The sequence below is a fragment of the Paraburkholderia silvatlantica genome (assembly GCF_003096715.1).
Taxonomy (GTDB): domain Bacteria; phylum Pseudomonadota; class Gammaproteobacteria; order Burkholderiales; family Burkholderiaceae; genus Paraburkholderia; species Paraburkholderia silvatlantica.
On record NZ_QEOL01000002.1, the window covers coordinates 58639 to 82833 of the forward strand.

At 64.9% G+C, this 24195-nt stretch carries 23 protein-coding genes; 6 read left to right on the plus strand and 17 right to left on the minus strand.

Annotated elements, in window-relative coordinates; all coding sequences use genetic code 11:
• Nucleotides 1–66: 66 nt before the first annotated feature.
• The 9 genes from C7411_RS02565 to C7411_RS02600 form a co-directional block, all read right to left on the minus strand.
• A complete protein-coding gene (locus C7411_RS02565; protein WP_110383259.1) occupies nucleotides 67–1233 on the minus strand; it encodes an ABC transporter substrate-binding protein in 1167 nt (388 codons plus the stop codon).
• Nucleotides 1234–1415: 182 nt separating this feature from the next.
• Entirely contained in the window at nucleotides 1416–1628 is a 213-nt protein-coding gene (locus C7411_RS36905) for a hypothetical protein (protein ID WP_133253610.1), read from the minus strand.
• A 294-nt stretch (nucleotides 1629–1922) separates the two neighbouring features.
• A complete protein-coding gene (locus C7411_RS02570) occupies nucleotides 1923–2894 on the minus strand; it encodes a branched-chain amino acid ABC transporter permease (protein WP_165822737.1) in 972 nt (323 codons plus the stop codon).
• The gene (locus C7411_RS02575) at nucleotides 2894–3778 is read right to left on the minus strand and encodes a branched-chain amino acid ABC transporter permease (protein ID WP_110383320.1); all 885 of its coding nucleotides are present in this window, start codon (nucleotides 3776–3778) and stop codon (nucleotides 2894–2896) included. Before C7411_RS02575 ends, C7411_RS02570 begins: the two co-directional genes overlap by 1 nt.
• A gap of 115 nt (nucleotides 3779–3893) precedes the next feature.
• The gene (locus C7411_RS02580; protein WP_165822732.1) at nucleotides 3894–5111 is read right to left on the minus strand and encodes an ABC transporter substrate-binding protein; all 1218 of its coding nucleotides are present in this window, start codon (nucleotides 5109–5111) and stop codon (nucleotides 3894–3896) included.
• A 109-nt stretch (nucleotides 5112–5220) separates the two neighbouring features.
• A complete protein-coding gene (locus C7411_RS02585) occupies nucleotides 5221–5991 on the minus strand; it encodes an ABC transporter ATP-binding protein (RefSeq protein WP_110383257.1) in 771 nt (256 codons plus the stop codon).
• Nucleotides 5988–6767, minus strand: coding sequence for an ABC transporter ATP-binding protein (locus tag C7411_RS02590; RefSeq protein WP_110383256.1), 780 nt, complete (start codon nucleotides 6765–6767; stop codon nucleotides 5988–5990). The genes C7411_RS02585 and C7411_RS02590 overlap by 4 nt, the downstream gene beginning before the upstream one ends.
• A 351-nt stretch (nucleotides 6768–7118) precedes the next feature.
• Nucleotides 7119–8822: a GMC family oxidoreductase gene (locus tag C7411_RS02595; protein ID WP_110383255.1), complete on the minus strand. Its 1704-nt coding sequence runs from the start codon at nucleotides 8820–8822 to the stop codon at nucleotides 7119–7121.
• A 116-nt stretch (nucleotides 8823–8938) separates the two neighbouring features.
• On the minus strand, nucleotides 8939–10462 hold the full coding sequence (locus C7411_RS02600; RefSeq protein WP_110383254.1) for a CoA-acylating methylmalonate-semialdehyde dehydrogenase: 1524 nt from the start codon (nucleotides 10460–10462) through the stop codon (nucleotides 8939–8941).
• Nucleotides 10463–10572: 110 nt separating this feature from the next.
• Between C7411_RS02600 and C7411_RS02605 the strand changes: the two genes are divergently transcribed.
• Both C7411_RS02605 and C7411_RS02610 read left to right on the plus strand, forming a co-directional pair.
• A complete protein-coding gene (locus tag C7411_RS02605; protein ID WP_110383253.1) occupies nucleotides 10573–11460 on the plus strand; it encodes a LysR family transcriptional regulator in 888 nt (295 codons plus the stop codon).
• Nucleotides 11461–11665: 205 nt separating this feature from the next.
• Nucleotides 11666–12190 (plus strand): class IV adenylate cyclase, encoded by a 525-nt coding sequence (locus C7411_RS02610; RefSeq protein WP_110383252.1) that lies wholly within the window; start codon nucleotides 11666–11668, stop codon nucleotides 12188–12190.
• A gap of 81 nt (nucleotides 12191–12271) precedes the next feature.
• On the opposite strand, the gene C7411_RS02615 is transcribed toward C7411_RS02610, so the two are convergent.
• Nucleotides 12272–12763, minus strand: coding sequence for an Lrp/AsnC family transcriptional regulator (locus tag C7411_RS02615; protein ID WP_028203286.1), 492 nt, complete (start codon nucleotides 12761–12763; stop codon nucleotides 12272–12274).
• Nucleotides 12764–12904: 141 nt separating this feature from the next.
• On the opposite strand from C7411_RS02615, the gene phhA reads away from it, so the two are divergent.
• Together phhA and C7411_RS02625 are read left to right on the plus strand one after the other, a co-directional pair.
• On the plus strand, nucleotides 12905–13798 hold the full coding sequence (phhA, locus tag C7411_RS02620) for a phenylalanine 4-monooxygenase (RefSeq protein ID WP_110383251.1): 894 nt from the start codon (nucleotides 12905–12907) through the stop codon (nucleotides 13796–13798).
• Between the two features lie 86 nt (nucleotides 13799–13884).
• On the plus strand, nucleotides 13885–14238 hold the full coding sequence (locus C7411_RS02625) for a 4a-hydroxytetrahydrobiopterin dehydratase (RefSeq protein ID WP_258365411.1): 354 nt from the start codon (nucleotides 13885–13887) through the stop codon (nucleotides 14236–14238).
• Nucleotides 14239–14317: 79 nt separating this feature from the next.
• Here the strand turns inward: C7411_RS02625 and C7411_RS02630 are convergent, their stop codons facing one another.
• Complete coding sequence (locus C7411_RS02630; protein ID WP_028203283.1) at nucleotides 14318–14548, minus strand: DUF3717 domain-containing protein; 231 nt, start codon at nucleotides 14546–14548, stop codon at nucleotides 14318–14320.
• A 106-nt stretch (nucleotides 14549–14654) separates the two neighbouring features.
• Here C7411_RS02630 and C7411_RS02635 point away from each other — a divergent pair, with 106 nt between their 5' ends.
• Together C7411_RS02635 and C7411_RS02640 are read left to right on the plus strand one after the other, a co-directional pair.
• The gene (locus tag C7411_RS02635; protein WP_027815974.1) at nucleotides 14655–15341 is read left to right on the plus strand and encodes a response regulator transcription factor; all 687 of its coding nucleotides are present in this window, start codon (nucleotides 14655–14657) and stop codon (nucleotides 15339–15341) included.
• A 184-nt stretch (nucleotides 15342–15525) separates the two neighbouring features.
• Nucleotides 15526–17094: a sensor histidine kinase gene (locus tag C7411_RS02640; protein ID WP_110383250.1), complete on the plus strand. Its 1569-nt coding sequence runs from the start codon at nucleotides 15526–15528 to the stop codon at nucleotides 17092–17094.
• A gap of 79 nt (nucleotides 17095–17173) precedes the next feature.
• On the opposite strand, the gene C7411_RS02645 is transcribed toward C7411_RS02640, so the two are convergent.
• From C7411_RS02645 to C7411_RS02670, 6 genes are all read right to left on the minus strand, one after another.
• Nucleotides 17174–17680, minus strand: a complete 507-nt coding sequence (locus C7411_RS02645) for an SET domain-containing protein (RefSeq protein WP_110383249.1) — start codon at nucleotides 17678–17680, stop codon at nucleotides 17174–17176.
• 329 nt (nucleotides 17681–18009) lie between these two features.
• Complete coding sequence (locus tag C7411_RS02650) at nucleotides 18010–19122, minus strand: NADH:flavin oxidoreductase/NADH oxidase (RefSeq protein WP_110383248.1); 1113 nt, start codon at nucleotides 19120–19122, stop codon at nucleotides 18010–18012.
• A gap of 130 nt (nucleotides 19123–19252) precedes the next feature.
• Nucleotides 19253–19981 carry a glutamine amidotransferase gene (locus C7411_RS02655; RefSeq protein WP_110383247.1) on the minus strand — a complete coding sequence of 243 codons (729 nt, stop codon included), beginning with the start codon at nucleotides 19979–19981 and terminating at the stop codon, nucleotides 19253–19255.
• 276 nt (nucleotides 19982–20257) lie between these two features.
• On the minus strand, nucleotides 20258–20896 hold the full coding sequence (locus C7411_RS02660) for a MarR family winged helix-turn-helix transcriptional regulator (RefSeq protein ID WP_042266031.1): 639 nt from the start codon (nucleotides 20894–20896) through the stop codon (nucleotides 20258–20260).
• 754 nt (nucleotides 20897–21650) lie between these two features.
• On the minus strand, nucleotides 21651–22766 hold the full coding sequence (locus C7411_RS02665) for a YbdK family carboxylate-amine ligase (protein WP_110383246.1): 1116 nt from the start codon (nucleotides 22764–22766) through the stop codon (nucleotides 21651–21653).
• Nucleotides 22767–22821: 55 nt separating this feature from the next.
• On the minus strand, nucleotides 22822–24027 hold the full coding sequence (locus C7411_RS02670) for a cation:proton antiporter (protein ID WP_110383245.1): 1206 nt from the start codon (nucleotides 24025–24027) through the stop codon (nucleotides 22822–22824).
• Nucleotides 24028–24195: the final 168 nt, after the last annotated feature.

The window sequence follows — 24195 nt, forward strand, 5'->3', positions numbered from 1 at the left end:
CGGCAACAAAAAAGGCACCTCGACCGAGCGTGCCTTTTCGTGTTTCGTGCGTCATTCAACCGGCGCTCAATCGCCGGCGAGTTTCCACTTGCCGCCGACGATCTCCACCATCACGCGGGCACGCTGGTCGAGACCCGCGTGGTCCGTCGCGCTCATGTTGAAGATGCCGTGCGCGCCTGCCACGTCGTGCGAGTTTCCGAGCGCGGCGCGCAGCGCATCGCGGAAGGCCTTCGAGCCCGGCTGACCGGCTTTCAGCGCGGCGGGAACCGCGTGCTGGAGCAGGACACCCGCGTCCCACGCGTGACCGCCGAAAGTCGAGATCGAGCCCGCGCCATAAGCCTTTTCATACGCGGCCTGATACGCAAGCGCCGATTGCTTCACGGGATTCGAATCGGGCAATTGATCGGCGACGAGCAGCGGCCCGGCGGGCAGATACGTGCCGTCGCAGTCCTTGCCGCACACGCGCAGGAAGTCGTTGTTGGCCACGCCGTGCGTCTGGTAGTACTTGCCCGCGTAGCCGCGCTCCCTGAGCGTTTTCTGCGGCAACGCAGCCGGCGTGCCCGCACCCGCGATCAGCACCGCGTCGGGGTGCTGCGAGATCATCTTGAGCACCTGGCCCGTGACCGATGCGTCGTTACGCGCGAAGCGTTCGTTCGCGACGACCTTGATGTTCTGTTTGGCGGCAGCCGCGCTGAATGCCTTGTACCAGCTCTCGCCATAAGCGTCTGCGAAGCCGATGAAAGCCACCGTCTTCACGCCGTGCGCGGCCATGTGCTGCGCGATGGCGCCGGCCATCAGCGCGTCGTTCTGCGGCGTCTTGAAGACCCACGAGCGTTTGGCATCCATCGGCTCGACGATCGAGGCCGCTGCGGCCATCGAGATCATCGGCGTGGACGTTTGCGCGGCCACGTCGATCATGGCGAGCGAGTTGGGCACGACAGTCGAGCCGATCAAGGCGTCGACGTGATCTTCGCTCGTGAGCTTGCGCGCGTTCTTCACCGCTTGCGTGGAATCCGTGGCGTCGTCGAGCACGATGTAATCGATCTTCTGGCCCGCGATTTCCTTCGGCAGCAGCGCAACGGTGTTCCTTTCCGGAATCCCGAGCGAGGCAGCCGGACCCGTAGCCGACAGCGTCACACCGATCTTCACATCTGCATACGCCCCGCCGGCCGTCGCCGCGAGCACCCCGGTCGCGACGCAAGCCGCCCCCATCCAGCGCAAAACCCACTGCATCTCCACTCCTTCGATATTCGTTTTCTTTATTGCCACGGATTTTGTGGTGCACCGCAGCCGGTTACCTCATCGGCAAGTCGCTGATCGGCTGCGGAAAATCAGCGCAAAAATGCTGACCGCATGGTCGGTGATTGGCGAGTGTAGCGGTCTGCGTATTCAGATGGCAAGTGCTTTCCATCAGCTTACAGCGAGGAAGATTGCGCGCTCGCCTTGCGTAATGCGCAAATGCTTGTGCAGCGGGCGAAGTCGGCCGCGCGGCGATTTGCGTCATTTGGGAAGGGATAACCGGCGCGTACGAAGGCGCGTAAGTCGAACGCTTCGCAGCGAAAAAAGATAATCGGCTCACCGTTGAAAACAGGCTCGCAGAAATATAAAAAGCGCTGTTGGATTCTCATCCAACAGCGCTTCCTTGTCCGGGCACTTGGTGCCTCAGTTGTCTCCTCGTTCTCCACCTGCAAATTCGGTGCATCAGAACTAGGTGAAACTTTAAACTTCGCCCCTCTCTGCAGCAACTAGCATTTACCCTAGTGGTGCAGTGCGGCACCGAAATGGGGCGCTGCGCCACAGATTTGCCGCATGGCGGGCCGCAGTCGCATACCGCAACGCGCCATCACTGCGCGCGCCACGCCAGCTCGGGCCGGCGGGGCACCTATTCTATCGTAGTCCGGAGCAGTCCTGGCACCCCGCCGTCACGCGCGCAGGGGCCGTACGCGCGCCACGATCTCGCCGACAATGCCGCGCCGGAACGCCAGCACGCAGGCAATGAAGATGATGCCCGTGACGATCGTTGTGGACTCACCGAGTGAGCGGAACCACTCCACGCCCGTCCCTCTTGCGAGCGCGGTGCCGATGTCGCCCAGCCGGTCCTCCAGCGCGACGATCAGCGTCGCGCCGAGCAACGGCCCGAACAGCGTGCCCATGCCGCCCACGAGCGTCATGAGGATCACGAGGCCGGACATGGTCCAGTAAGCGTCGCCGAGTGTTTCGAAGCCGAGCACGAGTACCTTGAGCGCGCCGGCCAGTCCCGCGAGCCCCGCCGACAACACGAACGCGAGCAGCTTGAAGCGGTCGGTGTCGTAGCCGAGCGAAACCGCGCGCGGCTCGTTTTCCTTGATCGCGACGAGCACCTGCCCGAACGGCGAATGCACGATGCGCACGATCAGACCGAACGCGAACACCATCACGACGAGCACGGCGTAGTAGAGCGTGAGATCGGAATCGAGCGAAAGCACGCCGAACAGCTTGCCGCGCGGCACGCCTTGCAGACCGTCTTCGCCATGCGTGAACGGCGCCTGCAGGAATACGAAGTAGACCATCTGCGCGAGCGCGAGCGTGACCATCGAGAAGTAGATGCCCTGCCGGCGAATCGCGAAGATGCCGACCACGAGTCCGAGGACCGTGGCCACCGCCGTGCCCGCGAGCACGCCCGCCTCGGGCGTCAAATTGAGCGACTGGATCGCGTAGCCGGCCGTATAGCCCGCGCTCGCGAGAAACATCGCGTGGCCGAACGAGAGCAGGCCCGTGTAGCCGATCAGCAGGTTGAAGGCCGCGGCGAACAGGGCGAAGCACAGCACCTTCATCACGAAGAGCGGATAGGCGCCCGCAAACGGCGCGACGATCAGCCCGATCAGCAACAACCCATAGAGCGCTTTTCTTTGCATCATCGTTCCTTGCCGAAGAGGCCAGCGGGGCGAATCAGCAGCACGATCGCCATGATTACGAACACCACGGTCGCGGAGGCCTCGGGCCAGAACACCCGCGTGAAGCCTTCGATCACGCCGAGCATGAGGCCAGTGAGAATCGAGCCCATGATCGAGCCCATGCCGCCGATCACGACCACGGCGAACACGGTGATGATCATTGGCTGGCCCATGAGCGGCGACACCTGGATCACGGGTGCGGCGAGCACGCCCGCGAACGCCGCGAGTGCAACGCCAAAGCCGTAGGTGAGCGTGATCATGAGCGGCACGTTGATGCCGAACGCCTCCACGAGCTTGGGGTTCTCCGTGCCCGCGCGCAGATACGCGCCAAGGCGTGTCTTTTCGATCACGAACCAGGTCGCGAAACATACGGCGAGCGAAGCCACCACCACCCAGGCGCGATAGTTGGGCAAATACATGAAGCCGAGATTCGTCGCGCCGGCCAGCAGGTCGGGCACATCATAGGGCTGCCCCGACGAGCCGTAGATCGACCGGAACACGCCCTCCACCACGAGCGTGAGACCGAAAGTGAGCAGGAGTCCGTACAGATGATCGAGCCGGTAGAGCCAGCGCAGCATGGAGCGCTCGATGAAGACGCCGAACAGCCCGACCGCGAGTGGAGCGACGACGAGCATTGCCCAGTACGGCAGATCGAAGTACGCGAGCCCCATCCACGTGAGCATCGCGCCCAGCATGAACAACGCGCCGTGGGCGAAGTTGATCACGTTGAGCATGCCGAAGATCACCGCGAGACCGAGGCTCAGGATCGCGTAGAACGAGCCGTTCACGAGCCCAAGGAGCAACTGGCTCAGCATTGCCGGCAGCGGAATGCCAAAAATCGTCATGAAAGCCGCCCATTGACGCATTAACGCATTAACGGATTACGCAATCATGCCGCGCCCGGCGCACCCACCTCGGGGCGCCGGGCGCGGCATCCGACTGCAGCATTGACGCGCGCGCTCACTTCCACAGCGCGCACTTGCTCTCCTGCTTCGTCGTATAGGCCTGCTCGCCCGGGATCGACTGCAGCACCTTGTAGTAGTCCCACGGCTTCTTCGACTCGGACGGCTTCTTCACCTCGACGAGATACATGTCGTGGATCAGCACGCCGTCCTGGCGGATGTAGCCACCCTTGGTATAGAAGTCATTGACCTTCGTCTTCTTGAGCTGCTCCATGACCTTGTCGGAATCCGTCGTGCCGGCCGCCTGCACCGCCTTCAGATACGTCGTCACCGCCGAGTAGTCGGCTGCCTGCAGTTCCGACGGCATCTTCTTCGTCTGCTCGAAGTAGCGCTGCGCCCACTTGCGCGTGTCGTCGTTCTGGTCCCAGTACCAGCCGGTCGTGAGCACGAGGCCCTGCGTGGTGTCGAGCCCGAGGCTGTGCACGTCGGGCAGGAACATCAGCAGCGCCGCGGTCTTCATCGTCTTGTTGATGCCGAATTCCTTCGCGGCCTTGATCGCGTTGACCGTGTCGCCGCCCGCGTTCGCGAGGCCGAGGATCTGCGCCTTCGAGGCTTGCGCCTGCAGCAGGAACGACGAGAAGTCCGACGCCGAGAGCGGATGGCGCACTTCGCCGAGCACCTGGCCGCCGTTCGCCTTCACGACGTCCGCGGTGTTCTTCTCGAGCGACTTGCCGAACGCGTAGTCGGCGGTCAGGAAGAACCAGCTCCTGCCGCCCTGCTTGAGCACCGCGAGGCCCGTGCCCTTCGCGAGCGCCACCGTGTCGTAACCGTAGTGGACCGTGTACGGCGTGCACTGCTCGTTCGTCAGGGCGTCCGTGCCCGCGCCCGTGTTGAAGTACACCTTCTTCTTCTCCTGCGCGACCTGGTTCATCGCCAGCGCCGTCGCCGAGTTCGTGCCGCCAAGCAGCATGGTGAGCCCGTCGCGGTCGAACCATTCGCGCGCCTTCGAAGCGGCGATGTCGGCCTTGTTCTGGTGATCGGCGTACTCGATCTGGATCGGCTTGCCGAGCACCTTGCCGCCGAAGTCCGCGACCGCCATCTTGATCGCCGTGAGGCCGCCCTGGCCGTCGTCGTCGGCGTAGAGGCCGGACATGTCGGTGATGAAGCCGATCTTCACCGCGTCGTCGGCGGCCTGCGCGCTCCCCGCGCTGAACGCCATCGCAGCTGCCGAGGCGGCAAACAGGCCCGCGAGCCGCGCGAACGTGGTTTTTCTCATTGCAGTCTCCTTCCTTGGTTGCGTAGTTATTCAGGAACACTCCATGAACACCGGAGGCAAAGCGATTCGCGCGGCACCGTTGCGTCGCGCGGCAAACCCGAACCGAAAATTAAACGCCCAGCAGGTCGTGCAGCACCGGCATCTTCCCCTCGAGCTCGGCAGTGCCGAAGTGCTCGACGATGCGCCCGTGCTCCATCACGTAAAAGCGGTCCGCGAGCGGCGCCGCAAAACGGAAGTTCTGCTCGACCATCACGATCGTGTAGCCGCGCGACTTGAGCGTGAGAATCATGCGCGCGAGCGTTTGCACGATCACCGGCGCGAGGCCTTCGGAAATCTCGTCGAGCAGCAGCAGGTTCGCGCCCGTGCGCAGAATGCGCGCCACGGCCAGCATCTGCTGCTCGCCGCCGGAAAGCCGCGTGCCCTGGCTGTTGCGCCGTTCGGCGAGATTGGGAAACATCGCGTAGATCTCGTCGAGCGACATGCCCTCGGCCAGCTTCGCGCCTTTCGCGCCGATGTGCGGCGGCAGGAGCAGATTTTCTTCGCACGACAGGCTCGAGAATATGCCGCGCTCCTCGGGGCAGTAGCCCACGCCGCAATGCGCGATGCGATAGGTCGGCATCTGGATGGTCTCGCGCCCGCCGATGCGGATCGAGCCCGTGCGCCGTCCGGTGAGCCCCATGATGGCGCGCAGCGTCGTCGTGCGCCCCGCGCCGTTGCGCCCGAGCAGCGTCACGACCTCGCCGCGCCCGACGGACAGATCCACGCCGTGCAGGATGTGCGACTCGCCATACCACGCCTGCAGTCCCGCAATCTCGAGCGCTTTCGCGCTCCCGGCTGCGCCGGCGGCCGCGGCCGTCTCGCGTTCGGTGACCGTGCTCATGCGTGCGCCCCCGTGAGCGCCGCGTCCGCACTGCCCATATAGGCCTCGGCGACGAGCGGATTCTTCGAGACTTCGGCGTAGCTGCCTTCCGCGAGCACCTCGCCGCGCTGCAGCACCGTAATGGTGTCGGAGATGCCGGCAATCACGTTCATGTTGTGCTCGACCATCAGGATCGTGCGCCCGCTCGATACCTTCTTGATGAGCGCCGTCACGCGGTCCACGTCTTCGTGGCCCATGCCCTGGGTCGGTTCGTCGAGCAGCATCAGCTCGGGCTCCATGGCGAGCGTCGTGGCGATTTCCAGCGCGCGCTTGCGGCCATAGGCGAGCTCGACCGTGGGCACGTCGGCGAAATCGGTGAGGCCCACTTGCGTGAGCAGATCCATCGCGCGGTCGTTGAGCTCCGCGAGCGTGCGATCGCTCTTCCAGAAGTGATAGGCGGTGCCGAGCGAGCGCTGCAGCCCCACGCGCACGTTCTGGAGCGCCGTGAGGTGCGCAAACACGGCCGAAATCTGGAACGAGCGGATGATGCCGCGCCGCGCGATCTGCGCGGGCCGCTCATGCGTGATGTCGATGCCGTTGAAGACGATGCGCCCCGCGCTGGGCACGAGGAATTTGGTGAGGAGATTGAAGCAGGTGGTCTTGCCTGCGCCGTTCGGTCCGATCAGTGCGTGGATCGAGCCGCGGCACACGCGCAGGTTCACGCCGTTCACGGCCGTGAAGCCCTTGAACTGTTTCGTGAGGTCGCGCGTCTCCAGAATGGTGTCGCCGAGAATCATGTCCCCTTCCGAGCATGGTAAGGCGTAACACTGCAGACCGTCCGTGACTCGTGGTACACGGTGAGGTCCGGCGCGGACGTGGCGGCGCGCCTCCCGATGCGCGCAACGCGCGCCTGCCGACTTTGCGTCATTGTCTCGCCAATGATGCAGCGCAATCATTGGGATTTGCACTTAAGGGAGCGCCACAAGGACAGCGAACATTACAATCGATAGTTGACGACAGTTCGCGCAAAGATCCCTACAAGTTAGGCGCAAGATCGCCGCCAACCCGCATCCGGCAGACGTACAGAAACACGCGCGCGCGTCCCATATCGTCATCGAATCGACGCTGTCTTGCGCGTCGTCCTGCTTTCAGGCGGTCGTCAGCGTTGCACCGGCGGCAGCCTCCGTTTGCGCACGCGCCGTCTCGCGACGGTCGGCGCGCAGCATCTCGGCGGCGCGCTCCGCGATCATCAGCGTCGGCGAATTCGTGTTTCCCGAGGTAATGGTCGGCATGATCGAGGCGTCCACCACGCGCAGGCCCTCCACGCCACGCACGCGCAGGCGCGCGTCGACCACGGCGTCGGGGTCGTCCGCGCGGCCCATGCGGCACGTGCCGACCGGATGGAAGATCGTCGTGCCGACGTTGCCCGCCGCCTCGCGCAGCTGCTCCTCGGTTTGAAACGCGAGCCCCGGCAGGATCTCGTGCGGCTGGTAACGCGCGAGCGCGGCAGACGCCGCGATGCGCCGCGTGAGCCGTATCGAGTTGGCCGCCACGCGCAAGTCGTGATCGGTCGACAGATAATTGGGCGCGATCGCGGGCGCCTGCGACGGGTCCGCCGAAACGGCGTGGATACTGCCGCGCGACGTGGGCCGCAGGTTGCACACCGAGGCCGTAAACGCGTTGAAGCGATGCAGCGGCTCGCCGAAGCGGTCGAGCGAAAGCGGCTGCACGTGATACTCCAGGTCAGGCCGCGTGAGCGCGGAGTCACTCGGGTCCGACTTCGCGAATGCGCCGAGTTGCGAGGGCGCCATCGACATGGGTCCGCTCTGGAACAACGCGTACTGCACGCCGATCATCAGCTTGCCCCACCAGTGCGCGGAGGCCGTGTTGAGCGTACGCACGCCGTTCACGCGAAACGCCATGCGCAACTGCAGATGGTCCTGGAGGTTCTCGCCCACGCCGCGCAGATCCTGCACGACGCCAATGCCAAGCTGCGCGAGCCGTGCAGCGGCGCCGATGCCGGAAAGCTCGAGCAATTGCGGCGAATTCACGGCGCCGGCGCTCAGGATGACTTCGCAACGCGCCCGCGCGACGTAATCGACGTCGCCGCGATACTCCACGCCCACGCAGCGCTTGCCTTCGAATATCACGCGCTGCGTGAGCGCGCCGGTGACGACCGTGAGGTTGGGCCGCTTCATCGCCGCGCGCAAGAACGCCTTCGACGCGTTCCAGCGCACCCCGCGCTTCTGGTTCACCTCGAAATAGCCCACGCCGCTGTTGTCGCCGCGATTGAAGTCGCCGGTAGCAGCAATGCCCTGCTCTTGCGCGGCGTGCGCGAACGATTCGAGAATCTGCCAGCGCAGGCGCTGCTTCTCCACGCGCCATGGGCCGCCCGCACCGTGAAATTCGCTCGCGCCGCCGTGATGGTCTTCGCTGCGGCGAAATACGGGCAGCACACTGTCCCACGACCAGCCGGAGTCGCCCGTCTCGCGCGCCCAGTCGTCGTAGTCTTCGCGCTGGCCGCGCATGTAGATCATGCCGTTGATCGACGACGAGCCGCCCAGCACCCGCCCGCGCGGGTAGGACAGCGAGCGGCCGTTGAGGCCTTTTTCGGCGGCGGTCTTGTAGAGCCAGTCCGTGCGCGGATTGCCGATGCAATACAGGTAGCCCACGGGAATGTGGATCCAGTGATAGTCGTCGGTGCCGCCCGCCTCGATGAGCAGCACCGAGACGTCCGCGTCTTCGGTCAGGCGGTTGGCAAGCACGCAGCCCGCGGTGCCGGCTCCTACGATCACATAGTCGAATTCGCCTTCGAGGCGGCGCGCGGCCTGAGCTTCACGCGGTGCAGGCATGATGTGTCTCCAGCGATGATTGCTTTCTTTATGTTGTATTTCTTGAACTGCGACTGCTGCGGCGGGCGGCATCAAACGCTTTGGATTCCTTTCGAACCGCCCGGCTCCCGCCCCGCCTACTTCGCCACCGGCATGGTGAATTCCGCGCCCTTGGCGATGCTGTCGGGCCAGCGTTGCATGATGCTCTTGTAACGCGTGCAGAAGCGCACGCCTTCCTCGCCGTAGGCATGGTGATCGCCGAACAGCGAGCGCTTCCAGCCGCCGAACGAGTGCCACGCCATCGGCACCGGAATCGGCACGTTGATGCCCACCATGCCTACCTTGATCTGGCGCGAGAAGGCGCGCGCGACGCCGCCGTCCGAGGTGTAGCACGACACGCCGTTGGCGAATTCGTGCGCGTTGATCAAGTCGACGGCGCTCGCGAAATCGGGCACGCGCACGACCGAAAGCACCGGGCCGAAGATCTCTTCCTTGTAGATCGTCATGTCGGTCTTCACGTCGTCGAACAGCGTGCCGCCGAGGAAGAAGCCGTCCTCGTGGCCTTCCACCTCGTGGCCGCGCCCGTCCACGACAAGCCTCGCGCCCGCGGCCACGCCCGCTTCGATATAGCCCTGCACTTTCGCGCGATGTACGCCCGTGACGAGCGGCCCCATTTCCGAGGCGCCGTCCATGCCGCTGCCGATCTGCAGCGCCTTCACGCGCGGCGTGAGACGCTCGACGAGTTCGTCGGCGATATGGCCCACGGCCACCGCCACCGAAATCGCCATGCAGCGCTCGCCGGCCGAGCCGTAGGCGGCGCCGATCAGTGCATCGACGGCCTGGTCGAGGTCCGCGTCGGGCATCACGACAAGGTGATTCTTGGCACCGCCCAGCGCCTGCACGCGCTTGCCGTGCTTCGTGCCTTCCGTATAGATGTATTCGGCGATCGGCGTCGAGCCGACGAACGACAGCGCGGTGACATCGGGATGCGCAAGCAGCGCGTCCACGGCCACCTTGTCGCCGTGCACGACGTTGAACACGCCGTCGGGCAGCCCCGCTTCCTTGAGCAGTTCGGCGAGCCGCACCGAAGCGGACGGATCGCGCTCCGAAGGCTTCAGCACGAACGTGTTGCCGCACGCGAGCGCGATCGGGAACATCCAGCACGGCACCATCATCGGGAAGTTGAACGGCGTGATGCCCGCCACGACGCCCAACGGCTGGCGCAGATTCCAGTTGTCGATGCCGCCGCCGATCTGGTCGGTGAAATCGGTCTTCAGCAGATTGGGAATGCCGCACGCGAACTCGACCACCTCGATGCCGCGCATCACCTCGCCCTTCGCGTCGGAGAACACCTTGCCGTGTTCGCGCGTAATGAGTTCGGCGAGTGCGTCGTGATGCTGGTCGAGCAGATCCTTGAACTTGAAGAGAATGCGCGCGCGCTTGATCGGCGCCGTTTCCGCCCAGGCGGGAAACGCGGCCTGCGCAGCGGCAACGGCGGCATCGACCTCCGCCACGGTGGCGAGCGGCACGCGCGCGCTCACGTTGCCGAACGCCGGATTGAAGACGTCGCCGTAACGGTCGCTCGTGCCGGCCAGCGGCTTGCCGTTGACGAAATGCGCCAGCGTGCGTACGCCCGCGTCGCTCTGATGTGTCTCGCCCATGTGTGCCTCTTCTGTCGTGAAGCCTCGATCTACCTAGCGTAATCGGGAGGCCGGGGCGCGATCCAATGATTAATGCTCAATAGCGATATAAGGCGGTTTAATATCAGAATATGGACCTGACCTTGCTCCGCGCGTTCGTCACGGTCGCACGCGAGGGCAATCTCACGCGCGCGGCCACCCATCTGCATCTCACGCAGCCGGCCGTGAGCCTGCAGATCAAGCATTTGCAGGAAGCGCTTGGCGTGGCGCTCTTCACGCGCACCTCGCACGGCCTCGCGCTCACGCGCGACGGCCAGGCGCTGCTGCCGCACGCCGAACGCGCGCTCGCCGCCGCCGGCGACGTGCAGCGCGCCGCTGCTGCGCTGCGGCACGAAGTACGCGGACGCTTGCGCATCGGGACGATTCTCGATCCGGCGTTCCTGCGCCTCGGCGGCTTCCTGCGCCAGCTCGTCGAAACCTGGCCGCAGATCGAAACGGCGCTGCGCCATGGCATGTCGGGCTGGGTGCTCGACCAGGTGCGCTCGCGCGAACTCGATGTGGGCTACTACATCGGCCAGCCCACGCCGGACCCCGACAGCTTCCACGCCATCGCGCTCACGCGCTTTCAGTACCGCGTGCTCGCGCCCGCGGGCTGGAAAGACCGCGTGAAGGATGTGCACGACTGGCGCGCACTCGCCGCGCTGCCGTGGATCTGGACACCGCCCGCCTCCGCGCACAACCGCCTGCTCACCACGCTGTTCGAGGCCGCGCACGCGAGGCCCGTGAAGGTGGCCGAAGTGGACCAGGAGCCGTCGATGCTCGATCTCGTGAAGTCGGGCGTGGGCCTCACGCTCGCACGCGATTCCACGGCCCTCGCCGAAGCGCACGCGCACGGGCTCACCATCGTCGAAGGCGTGACGGTGCCCACGGAACTCACCTTCATCACGCTTGCCGCGCGGCGCGACGAGCCCACCATCGCGGCGGCGCTCAAGTCGATCGAAACGCAGTGGGCGATATGAGCCGCGCTCATGAAGACGCGCGTGCGCCGTTCATGTCTGACGTAAGCGCAGGCCCGGCCGCGTAACAGCGCGGTCACACAAGTTTTGATAGATTGGGCATTCGCTCCGCGTTTTCGCCACGCCCTTCGGTGTGTTCACCCTGCGCGGCGCGTTTCCAGCCTCTCCCATCGTTCCCCTTGTTCTCTTCGTTCGACAGGAGCCTTGCATGGCCCGCAACATCGAAATCAAAGCCCGCGCCCGTCAATTCGACACCCTGCGCGACCGTGCTTCCCAGCTCGCCACCGAGGCGCCGCTGATCTTTCGCCAGCAGGACTTCTTCTACGACGTACCGCGCGGCCGCCTGAAGCTGCGCCAGTTCGACGACGGCACGCCGCCCGAGCTGATCTTCTACCAGCGCGACGACCGCGACGGCCCGAAGGCCTCGTACTACACGCGCAGCCCGGTCACCAATGCCGAAGCCATGCACTCGCTGCTCGCCACGGCGCTCACCACGCGCGGCATCGTCTCCAAGGAACGCCACGTGTATCTGGCAGGCCGCACGCGCATCCACCTGGACCGCGTGGATGGTCTCGGCGACTTCGTCGAGCTGGAAGTGGTGCTCGGCCCCGAGGACGACGAGCAAGGCGGCGAAGCCGAAGCGCACGCGGTGTTCGCGAAGCTCGGCGTGGACGAAAGCGATCTCGTCGCCGTGGCTTACGTGGATCTGCTCAATACGGCCAACCCGGCCTGATATCTGTCGTCGGCGAGGCGCGGCCGGCGAGGCGCGGCCTTGCGGCCCGCTGCGCCATGCCGCTCACCCCGCCCATGCCACTCATGCCGCCGGCGCGCCCGGCTCCAGATGCCCGAGCGGCAGCGGCCCGTTGCGCTTGAACGTGGTGAGCACGATGTTCGAGCGCACGCTGTCCACGCCGGGCACGCGCATGAGCTTCTTCATGACGAAGGTGGAGAGCGCGTTCAGATCGGGCGCGACGATGCGCAGCAAATAATCGGCATCGCCCACCACGGCATGGCATTCGAGCACTTCGGGCAGCACGTCGATCTGCTGCTGGAACTGCTCGATGATCGAATCCCCATGATGCTTGAGCTTGAGGCTCGTGAACGCCGTCACGCCCAGCCCGAGTTTTTCGGGCCGCAGCACCACGCGATAGCCGTCGATCACACCTGACGCCTCGAGGCGCTGCAGCCGCCTGCCGATCTGCGAAGGTGAGAGCGGCACCTGCTCGCCAAGCTGCTGATGCGTGGCGCGGCCAAAGCGCTGCAGCACGTCGAGCAACGCCAGATCGAAATGGTCGAGTTCAAGCATGAATGAAATCCGCATTGATTGACGATATTGCGCTCAATTATTGCATATGCATGGCGTAATCTATGGAGTACGCGCACATGCCGCACGCCTGCCGCTCTAGACTTGCATGACAGCAAGTCTTTTTAGTGGAGCGTTACGAACATGGCCGCCGCCACCGCGAAACTGCAGGAGCAGTTCGACGCGGGTCTCGCCACCCGTGCCGATTTCACGATCGACCAACCGTTCGAACGCTACGGCGGGGCCGATCACGCCGTCTGGGACCAGCTCTACCGGCGCCAGCGCGCCCTGCTCGAAGGCCGCGCCTGTGATGCCTTCCTGGAGGGTGCATCGCGCATCGGCCTGAATGTCTCCCACGTTCCGTCCTTCGCACAGGTGAGCGAGTGCCTGATGAGCGCAACCGGCTGGCGCATCGTGGCCGTGCCGGGCCTCGTACCCGAGCGCATTTTCTTCGAACACCTTGCGAACCGGCGCTTTCCGGTCACCTGGTGGATGCGCCGTCCCGACCAGCTCGACTATCTGGAGGAACCCGACTGTTTTCACGACCTGTTTGGCCATGTCCCGCTGCTCACCGACCCCACTTTCGCCGATGCGATTCAGGCTTATGGCCGCGCCGCGCTCGCCGTCGAGGAACGCGCATTGCCGTTGCTCGCGCGGCTCTACTGGTACACGGTGGAGTTCGGCTTGATGCGCGATGCGAACGCCCCCGACGGCGTGAAGATCTACGGCGCCGGCATTGTCTCGAGCAAGGGCGAGACGCTGCACAGCATGGAGAGCGCAGCGCCCAACCGGCTCGCCTTCGACCTCGACCGCGTGCTGCGCACGCGCTATCGCATCGACACGTTCCAGAAGACCTACTTCGTGATCGACTCGTTCGCCCAGCTTTTCGAAGCGCTGGGCGCGGGCATCGCTTCGCGCCTGGCCGATCCGGCGGCGCTCATCGCGGCGCCGCCTCACACGGCGGGCAGCGTGCTGCACAGCGACACGATCATCACGCGCGGCACGGGCGAGGGCTGGCTCGACGACGGCGACGTCTGAACGGCACGCGGGCATTGCGCCGCAGCACGCGCGCGTTCCTTGATGCGGGCGCTCGCACGCGTGCCTCATACGTGAAAAAATGGCTGATCGGCTCACGGCGCAAGCCCGGCCTCAAGTTCAATACAGGTGCAACGATGATCAACCGACTCACATCCGAAGAACGCGCATCGCAACTCGCCGACCTGCGCGGCTGGCAGGCCGTCGCCGGCCGCGATGCGATCCAGCGCCATTTCCGCTTCGCCGACTTCAACGAAGCGTTCGGCTTCATGACGCGCGTCGCCATCAAGGCGCAGGAAATGAATCATCACCCCGAGTGGTTCAACGTGTACAACCGTGTGGAAATCACGCTTTCCACTCACGAAGCCGACGGTCTCACCTCGCGCGACATCGAACTTGCGCGCTTCATCGATTCGATCGCGCCGGGGCCGCTCAGCGCATAAGCGGCGGTACCAGGCATGGGCACGCTGCGCGCACAGCGCGTCGCGAAAGCATAATGCAGGGTGCCGGACCTTCAAACCTTCAGCTTTGAAGGCTATTCTTGATGGATACGTAAGACTCCCAGGCAGCGCGGGCAATCGGGTCTAAACGTTCCGGTGATATCGCGTTCTGACGCTGTACAATCAGCAGCGCATAAGGCTTGGAGAGCGCACTTGCCTCCTGGCACAACGCGAGTTCATCGCCAATCGATGGCGAGCGGTTGCGCCAGAAGTTGATCGCGGCTTCGAGTTCGGTGATCGAAATATCGGACATGTGGATCGTGATCGCGCAACCGTCGGGCTGTGCCACGAGGCCAGCAAGCGACGCTTCGCGAACTGCGTGCCTGAACGCTAAAACCCATTGTACTTGAGCGAATTCCATGCGACTCCTTCTGATCGAAGACGACCGCCCTATCGCACGCGGTATCCAGTCCAGCCTCGAACAAGCCGGCTTCACGGTCGACATGGTCCACGACGGCATTTTCGCCGAACAGGCCCTCACGCAAAATCGCCATGAGCTCGTGATCCTCGATCTGGGGCTGCCGGGCATCGACGGCATGACGCTGCTTTCGCGCTTTCGTCAAAGCAACCGGCATACGCCCGTCATCGTGCTCACTGCCCGCGACGAACTGAATGACCGCGTCCAGGGCCTGAATTCCGGCGCCGACGACTACATGCTCAAGCCGTTCGAACCGGCCGAGCTCGAAGCGCGCATTCGCGCCGTGATGCGCCGCAGCGGCCCGCACGGCGACGTCCCGCGCCCCGAAGTGTCGCTCGGCGGCGTGCGCCTGTCGGGCGTCGATCGCCGCATCTTCAACGACGACAAGCCGCTCGAACTCTCGCCGCGCGAATTCGCCGTCCTCGAAATGCTGCTGCTGCGCCATGGCCGCGTGGTGAGCAAGGCGCAACTGCAGGACCACCTCACGCACTTCGGCGGCGACCTCGGCGACACCGCGATCGAAGTCTACGTGCACCGCGTGCGCAAGAAGCTCGAGAACTGCCGTGTCGAGATCGTCACGGTGCGCGGCTTCGGCTACCTGCTGCAGGAAATCCGCCAGGCGGCCTGATCCGCCCCGTTTTCTGAGCCAGTCAGCGGCGGCGGAGCACTCCGCCGCCGTTTGCGCTTGAGGGCGCCGGCTTTGGCGTGTCACCGGCACTTCAGCCGCCGCGCCCGCGGCCCGCGTACAATGGATCGGTCCTGCGCAGCGCAAGCCGCCGCACCCACGATTCGTCATTCGCCCCGAAGCCATCATGTCCTCACCTGCCGCAACGAGCCTGCGGCGCACGCTGCTACGGCGCCTCGCCGCCCCGCTCTCGCTGCTCGCGCTGATGAGCGGCCTGATCGCCTATTGGCTCGCCTGGCAGTACACGCAGCACGTGGTCGACCGCTCGCTCGCCGACCTCGCCACCGCCATATCCCGCCAGATCCAGATCGCCGGCGACGACGCCCCCAATACCGTTCCGCCGCTCGCGCAGGCGATGTTTTCCGACCCTGTCGAGCACCTCGTCTATCGCATCAGCAACGGCGAAACGGAAATCGCGGGCGACCACAACCTGCCACTACAGGGCACCAACGTGCGCCGCATGCACTACGCGTACGTGTTCGAAACGATCTATCAGGGCGTGACCGTGCGCGTCGCCCAGGTACGCGTGCCGCAGGCGCATGGCAATCCCATCGTCGTGGAAGTCGGTCAGCCTGTGCATCACCGTTTTCGCATCGCGGCCGAATTTCTCGTCGCGATCATGATGCCGTTGCTGCTCCTGCTGCTCGCCGGCTGGGTCATTGTGTGGCGCGTGGTCAACCAGCAGCTCAACCCGCTCACCGCGCTCGCCGACTCGCTCAACCGCCAGACGCACACGTCGCTCGAACCCGTCGACGAGACCTACGTGCCGGTCGAGATCCGTCCGCTCACGGGCGCGCTGAACGCGCTGCTCGGCCGCCTGAAGACCGCGCTCGACGCGCAGCGCAAGTTCATCGCCGACGCTGCCCACCAGCTCCGTACGCCGCTCACTGCAGTAAAGCTGCACGCCGAGCAGGCCGTGAACGCGCGCGAGCCGCAGAAGGTCAACGACGCGGTGCGCGAGTTGCGCGCGGCCGCGGATCGCGCGGTGCGTCTGTCCAATCAGTTGCTCTCGCTCGCGCGCGCGGAACCGGGTGAGCAGGCCGCGCGCTTCGTCGATATCGACATGGCCGCGCTCGCCTTCGAGACAGGCGCCGAGTGGGTGCCGCGGGCACTGGCGGGCCACGTCGACCTCGGCTTCCAGCGCCTCGACGATCCCGAAAACGACACGCCGTTGATGGTGCGCGGCAACCCCGTGCTGCTGCACGAGGTCGTCGCGAATCTGCTCGACAACGCGCTCAAATATTTGCCGCCCGCGCGAGTCGAAGGTGCGCGCATCACCGTCACCGTTTCGCAGTCCTGCGCGGAAGGCGTGCCGATGGCCGAGATCGTCGTGGAAGACAACGGCGGCGGCGTGCCCGCTTCGCAGCAGGCGGATCTCTTCAAGCGCTTCTTCCGCGGCGACGGTCAGAGCGAAAGCGGCGTGGACAGCGGCGCGGGCCTGGGCCTTGCAATCGTGCACGACATCATGGCGCTGCATCGCGGCAGCGTGCATTACGAAGATGCGCCGGAAGGCGGCGCACGTTTCATCGTGCGCGTGCCGCTCGCGCATCGCGGCGCGCCCGGCGGCAAGGCCCCCAAAGACCGCAAGGACAGCAAGGAGACCGCCGCCTTCGAGACCGCACATTTGCGTACGGCCGACGCCGGCGAGCCGCCTCGCGAGAAGAAACCGACCCATCAGGCGAGCGTCGACCTCTGACGCTGCGGGTGCCAGGAAAACGACAAGGGCCGCTCATGCGGCCCTTGTGCTTGATACCTGGCAATGCGCGTCGCGCCGCTTACTTCTTCTTTTTGCTCCTGCTTTTTGACGCTTTCGCGCCCTTCGCAGACTTGTCGCCGTCGGGCGGCGCGAGCATCGTGCCGCGGCACTTGCGGGCGCCGCAACGGCATTCGTATTCGCGCTTGAGCTTCTTCGTCTGCTTCGCGTCGATCACGAGGCCGTAGTCGTAGAAGAGCTCCTCGCCCTCGGCGATATCGCGCAGCGCGTGAATGTAGACGTGTCCTTCGATTTCCTCGGCTTCGCAGTTCGGCGCGCACGAATGGTTGATCCAGCGCGCGCTGTTGCCCTTTACCTTGCCGTCGATCACGTCGCCGTCGTCGAGTGCGAAATAGAACGTGTGATTCGGTTCGTCAGGATTATGCGGATGACGCCGCAGCGCTTCCTTCCAGGAGATGCGCTCGCCCTTGTATTCGATCAGTCGTTCGCCGGTCGCAATGGGGACCGCCGCAAACACGCCCTTGCCGTGCACGCCCGACTGGCGCACGACGATCCTGCGTTCACTCATTGAATGAATCCTTGTGAAGTACTGGGGGAGACTGTCCCGGTCATGACAGGCGGCGTGGAACACGTCCTCCCGCGCGCCGCCTGCGGCTCTCTCATGAAGCCGTGCCTGGCGGTCTGCCTGGCCTTGCATCGGCCCTTGCATCAAACCGCGCTTCCCGGCGCGTCGCGCTCCGTACGCAAACGCGGCGCCCGATTGGGCGGATTGTGCGGATTGGGCGGATTGGGCGCCGCTCATGCGACGCCCGGCGCGCCACAGACGGCATCGTACACGCTCGCGCCTCTTTCGTTCAACCCATATGCGCCGCGAAAAATCGCACCGCGCCGCGTATTTCAGCGCTGGCCGAGCGTCGTCTCGCCGAACAGCTTCTTCAACTCGCGCGGTTGCGAACGCCAGTATTGCGGCGGCGCGCTCACGCTCGCGCCGAGTTGCGCCGCGGCGTGCCACGGCCAGCGCGGATCGTAGAGCATTGCGCGCGCCATCGCGATCATGTCGGCTTCGCCGTCTTCGACGATCTGGTTGGCCTGCAAGGCGTCGGTGATGAGGCCCACCGCAATCGTCGTCATGCCGGTTTCGGCCTTCACCTTGCGCGCGAACGGCACTTGATAGCCGGGTTCGAGCGGGATCTTTTGCAGCGGCGACACGCCGCCCGACGACACGTCGATCCAGTCTGCGCCGCGCGCCTTGAGCGCCTGCGCGAAGACCACGGTGTCGTCAAGCGTCCAGCCGCCGTTAACCCAGTCCGTTGCCGAAACGCGTACGCCGATCGGGCGATCGGCGGGAAATTCGGCGCGTACGGCGTCGAACACTTCGAGCGGAAAGCGCATGCGGTTTTCGCGCGAGCCGCCGTACTCGTCGCTGCGCTGGTTCGCGATCGGCGAGAGAAATTGATGCAGCAAATAGCCGTGCGCCGCGTGGATTTCGAGGGCGTCGATGCCAAGACGCGCAGCGCGCCGCGCCGTGGCCACGAACGCATCGCGCACTCGATTCAGACCCGCGACGTCGAGCGCGAGCGGCGGCGCCTCGCCCTCCTTGTGCGCGAGCGCCGAAGGCGCGTGCGTCACCCACCCGCCGTCGGCCACCGAAATCAGCTGGCCGCCTTCCCAGGGCACATGACTCGACGCCTTGCGCCCCGCGTGCGAAATCTGCATGGCGACGCGGATAGGCGAATGGCGGCGGATGGCGGCGATCACGGGCGCGAGCGCGGCTTCGGTCGCGTCGTCCCACAGGCCGAGGCAGCCCGGCGTGATACGGCCGTCGGGCTCGACGGCCGTCGCTTCGATGCAGAGCATCGCCGCGCCCGAAAGCGCCAGGTGGCCGAGATGGATCATGTGCCAGTCATTGGCTTCGCCGCGCTCGGCGGAATACTGGCACATCGGCGAAACGACGATGCGATTGGGAAGCGTCACGCCACGCAGTTCGAGCGGAGTGAAGAGCTTGCTCATGGGAGGTCCACGGACGGTTGGCAGAAGCGTCCGAGAATAGCACGCGCTTTATTCACGCGTTCGACAAGGAACAGGACGCCTGCGCAACACGCGCCCGCGCGAGGTAAATCAAGCCGGGTTCAGGCGCGGGTCAGGGTTGGCGCGCGGCCATCTGTGCGTCGACGGCATCGAGCCATTCGCCGAACATGCGGCTCGCCTGCGCTTCGAGCTGCGGCCCGTGGCGCGCCGTGTCGTTGCGCAGCGCGTTCACGTCCACACCCGCGCTGGCGATTTCGGCGGCATGACCGATCAGCCAGGGCTCGAAGCGGTCGGCGCGCACTTCGGGATGGCACTGCAGGCCGAGCACGTGCTCGCCCCATGAAAACGCCTGGTTCTCGCAGGGCGGCGTGGAAGCGAGACGCGTCGCCCCCTGCGGCAGATCGAAGGTATCGCCATGCCAGTGCAGCATGGAGGTCGCCGCGCCGTCGAGGTGCCGCAGTGGCGAGGCGCGGCCGGCGTCCGTGAGCGTGAGCGGCGTCCAGCCGATCTCGGGCTGGGGTCCCGCATACACGCGGGCACCGAGCACGCGCGCAATCAGTTGCGCGCCGAGGCAGATGCCGAGCGTAGGCAGACCCGCCGCGATGCGCTTTTCGATCATCGCAGCAAGGGGAACGAGTGTGGGGTAGCGCGCATCGTCGCACGCGTTGATCGGGCCGCCGAGCACGACCATGAGCGACGCCGACAAGGGATTGAGCGCGCCGACACGGGCGAAGCCGACGTCGACGTAGCGCACGGGGCGGCCACGGTCGCCGAGCACGCGCTCGAAGCTGCCGAGGTCCTCGAAATAGACATGGCGCACAGCCAATACTTCGCGATTCATCGGCAAATTCCCGGGTCGGCTGTGGGCGGCATGCACGTCACCGCTTTTTCACGGCGCGGGCGAATGTCTGCGCCTACGGTCGTAGCAATAAACTTCTGGCCAATACTTGCGAGAACTACACAAATTGCCACGCCCGCGTCTGCTGCACGCAAAGTCAGGCACGCAAGGTCAGGCGCGCAAAGTCGGCACGCCATCGACAGAGCGAAGCTTTGCATTACGGCGCATTACATGCATGGCGCGCACCGCCCGCATGGGGGCGGCGGCGCAGCTTCGGCCTTAAACCGCGAAGATCTTCCAGTTCTTCTTCTGGGTCGTCACGTCGGCCTGTTCGTAGACCGAGCAGTCGAGACGCAGATCCGTGTCAGCCATGTCGATGTTCAGAAGCTGGCAGTGATGCGGCGTCTTCTTCGGGTTCTTGCTCGGCTCGAAATGCGAGCAGGTCAGGCACATGCGGTGTTGCGGGCTGGTTTCCTGCGATTCGAGCAGATAAACCGTCTTGAGCAGCGTGCGATACAGCGTGGACTGCTCGTCCGCCTTCAGCGTGCCGACCGCCTTCGACAGGAAGTCGGGCCACTGCGAGGCCTTTTTCGCCGCCGTGCGGCCGCGCGAGGTGAGACGCACCGCAAGTGCGCGGCCGTCGTCGAGCGCACGGCGCTTTTCGACCAGCCCCTTGGTTTCGAGCGTGCTCACCGCATCGCTCGTGGTCGCGGCCGTGAGGGCCGTTTCGCGCGCGATCTCGCCGAGGCGCATCGGCCCCTTACGCTGCATCAGCAGCACGAGAATTTCGCCCTGGGTAGGCGTGAGTCCTGCCCCTTCGGCCCAGTCCCACGCCTGGCTCCGCATTGCCGTGCTAAGTCGCAGCAGGCTATGGGTCACCCGCCCGGCTGCCTGCTCTCCGTATACGCCTTCGCTCATAGTCTTTCGCTGGTTATTGGCAGCTTGCGCTGCATCGTCAGCCGCCGCTTTGACCGACGGCCTGTGGGAACGCTGGCGCCCGGTTCCCCGAGCGCCGCACCATCTTAAAAATTCCTGCAACGCCCACGCAATCGTATGCGTTGCACTGTCATGTTTCTTGCCGCAGGCCCCGGAAACATCCTTCAAGTCCCGGCGCCAGTGCAGCAAACCGACATTCTATGCGAGAGCGGCAAATCGCACAGCTAACTTATCCAACGCGAATTGTGGATAACCCGTTGATAAGCGGGCTTTTGCCTTGTGTACAGGTTCCTGCCCGCTCGCCTTCGTCGCCCCGCGACCCATGCAGGTTATCGCGGATTTCTGTCTCGAACGCAACTGGAATCTGCCCGATCGTGCCTAACCAATCATTACGTAGTCCATTGAGTTTGCAGGGAAAACGAAGGTTACCCACAACGGTGCAGGGCCATGTGTCCATGAATATGGACCATGTCGGGACCCAGGTCAAAAAATAAGAACCCCCAGGTACCTCGAAGCCAGCAAAAAAATTTTTGGCCACCTCGAAAAAAGTGGCGTGCGGAACCCACAGGGGCCGCTTTTAGCTCGTTGTCCTGCCCCCGAAAACACCAAGGGCAGCCCGAAAGCTGCCCCTGCATCCTCTTTTGCCGGCGCGGGCGCGCGCTTCCGACACCTCTGGCACCCCGCGAAAATCGGTCAGTGGTCCTGTGCGTCCGCCGGCTCCCCCTGCGATTCCCCGTCAGGCGCGCCAGCGCAGGCACTGCTGCCGCACCGCTTCGTGCAGCGATTTTTCCTCGGCCACGACGCTGCGCAGCCACGCCGCGTCGTTGTTCTGCGCCCGGGCGATCGTGCCGATTTCGGTGAGCGCGCGCGTCGAGCCGAGCACCTCGCCGTGCGGCGCGATCCGGTCGAGCGTTTCGAGAATGTCTTCGGAAATCGTGCGGCGCTCGCCCGTTTGCGGATTCACGCAAGTGCCGGCGAGGCCGAAGCGGCACGCCTGGAAGCGGTTGAACGTGTACACGAGGTAGTCGTCCTCGAGCGGCGCGATCGGCCGATCGGTAAGCAGATGGCGCGCGAGCGTCTGGATGTAGCAGGCGATCGCGGCGGCGCGCTCGACCGAAAGCGGCGTGTCCATCACGCGCACCTCGATCGTGCCGAAGCCGGGTTTCGGGCGGATGTCCCAGTAGAAGTCTTTCATGCTGTTGACAACGCCCGTGTGCACCATCTTCGAGAAGTATTCCTTGAACTCCTCCCAGCTCAGCACGAACGGCGCACGGCCAGACAGCGGAAACGCGAACACGGAATTCAGTCGTGCCGAATGAAATCCGGTGTCCACGCCCTGCACATAGGGCGACGACGCCGAGAGCGCGATGAAATGCGGGATGAAGCGCGAAAGCGAGTGCAGCAGGAAGAGCGCGCTGTCCGCGTCCGGGCAGCCGATATGCACGTGCTGGCCGAACACCGTGAATTGCTTCGCCAGGTAGCCGTACAGCTCGGACAGATACTGAAAGCGCGGCGTATCGACGATGCGCCGGTCGCTCCATTGCTGGAACGCGTGCGTGCCGCCGCCGCACAGACCGACGTTGAGACGATCGGCCGCAGCGACGAGCACGTCGCGAATCTTGCGCAGATCGGCCACGGCCTGCTCGTGATTCGTGCAGATACCGGTGGAGAGTTCGATCATGCTTTCGGTGATTTCGGGCGTGATGTTGCCCGGAATCTCCTGATCTTTGACGAGGCGCATGAGGTCGCTACCCGCCTTGGTCAAATCGTAGTCGTGCGTGTTGACGATCTGCATTTCGAGTTCGACGCCGAACGTGAACGGCTTCGAATCGACAAACGTTTCAAGGGACATGGCGTTTCCTGTCGGGGCGTCGCGCGCGAACCGCCGGCCGCGCGCGACGCGAGATTCATTTTTCGCCGCGTTCGCCGACGAGCGCAAGCGCGCGATAGACCACCCAGGGTCCGAAGAGCTGCAGCACGACGATCGAGCACAGAATGATCGCGCGCAGGCGCGGATCGAACGTCGGGTAAAGCTCGTAGGTGTCCTCGACGAGCAACAGCGCAAGCGCCGACATGGGCGTCAAGGCGAGACCGAGCGCCACACCCTGCTTCCAGTGCAGCCCGCTCGGTTTGGCGAACATCAGCACGCCGACGAGCTTGGCCACGAGCCTGGAGACGATCAGCCCCGCCGCCGCCGCGCCGCCCACGAGAATGTCGTGCCACTCGAAGGTGGTGAGCGTGAGCACGAACAGAATCACCGTGAGCAGCCATCCGGCCGTGCCGAAATGCTGCGGCCACAGCTGCGGGCGCGGCTCCAGATTCTTCACGATGATGCCCGCGGCAAGCAGGCTCAGGATGGTCGAGAGCCTGAGCAGGTGCGCAATCGCAATCGCCAGCAGCACGAGGCCGAAGAGCGCGACGAACGAATGCTCGTCCTGCGGGCTCAGCCGACGGTAAAACAGCGTGCACGCCCGGGCGAGCACGAACGCGAGAATCAGCGAGCCGATCAGCAGATAAAGCGGCTGCAGGATCGTCGCGAACACGTTGCCGTACATTTCCTGATGCAGCCAGGTCGAGGCGAGCTTCTCCACGATCACCGCATACATGCTGTTGAGCGCCGTGAGCGTCAGCAGGCGCTGCGTGACCTGGCCTTCTGCGCGCAGCTCGGTCTTGAGCTGGATCACCATGGCAGGCGACGTCGCCATGGCGATCGCGGACACGACGAGCGCGATCATCGTCGGCACGGAGAGGAACAGCAGCACCGCGAGCACGAGCACGAAGGTGAGCGAGGACTCGGCAAGACTCGAAAGGATGAGCCAGGGATTGCGGCGGATCCAGCGCAGGTCGAGGCGGCTGCCCAGTTCGAACAGCAGCAGGCCGAGCGCGACGTCGAGCAGCGGCCGCGCGGCCGTGCCGACATCGGCGTCGATCACGCCGAACCCGGCCGATCCGGCAATGAGCCCGATCACCCCATAGCCCGAAATCCGCGGCAAGCGCCAGGCCCGATAACAAAGCTCGCCGCACAAACCGGCGGCGAGCAGCGCGAGCCCGGCCCAGAAAATACCGTCGAGCTGCAACGGCCAGGCGGGAAAAAACGAAAACGCCGACTTCATCGTGGTGGCTTCTCCTTGGCAACGACATCTTGCGTGGGATCGAATCCGGCTGTCCGACGTTAGATCGACATACGACTGGCTAACAGGCAAGCCATGTGCCGCACGAGGCGAACGACACCTCTACTCCCCGTCCGTTGTCTGCCTGCTCTGCGCAACAATCCATGCAGC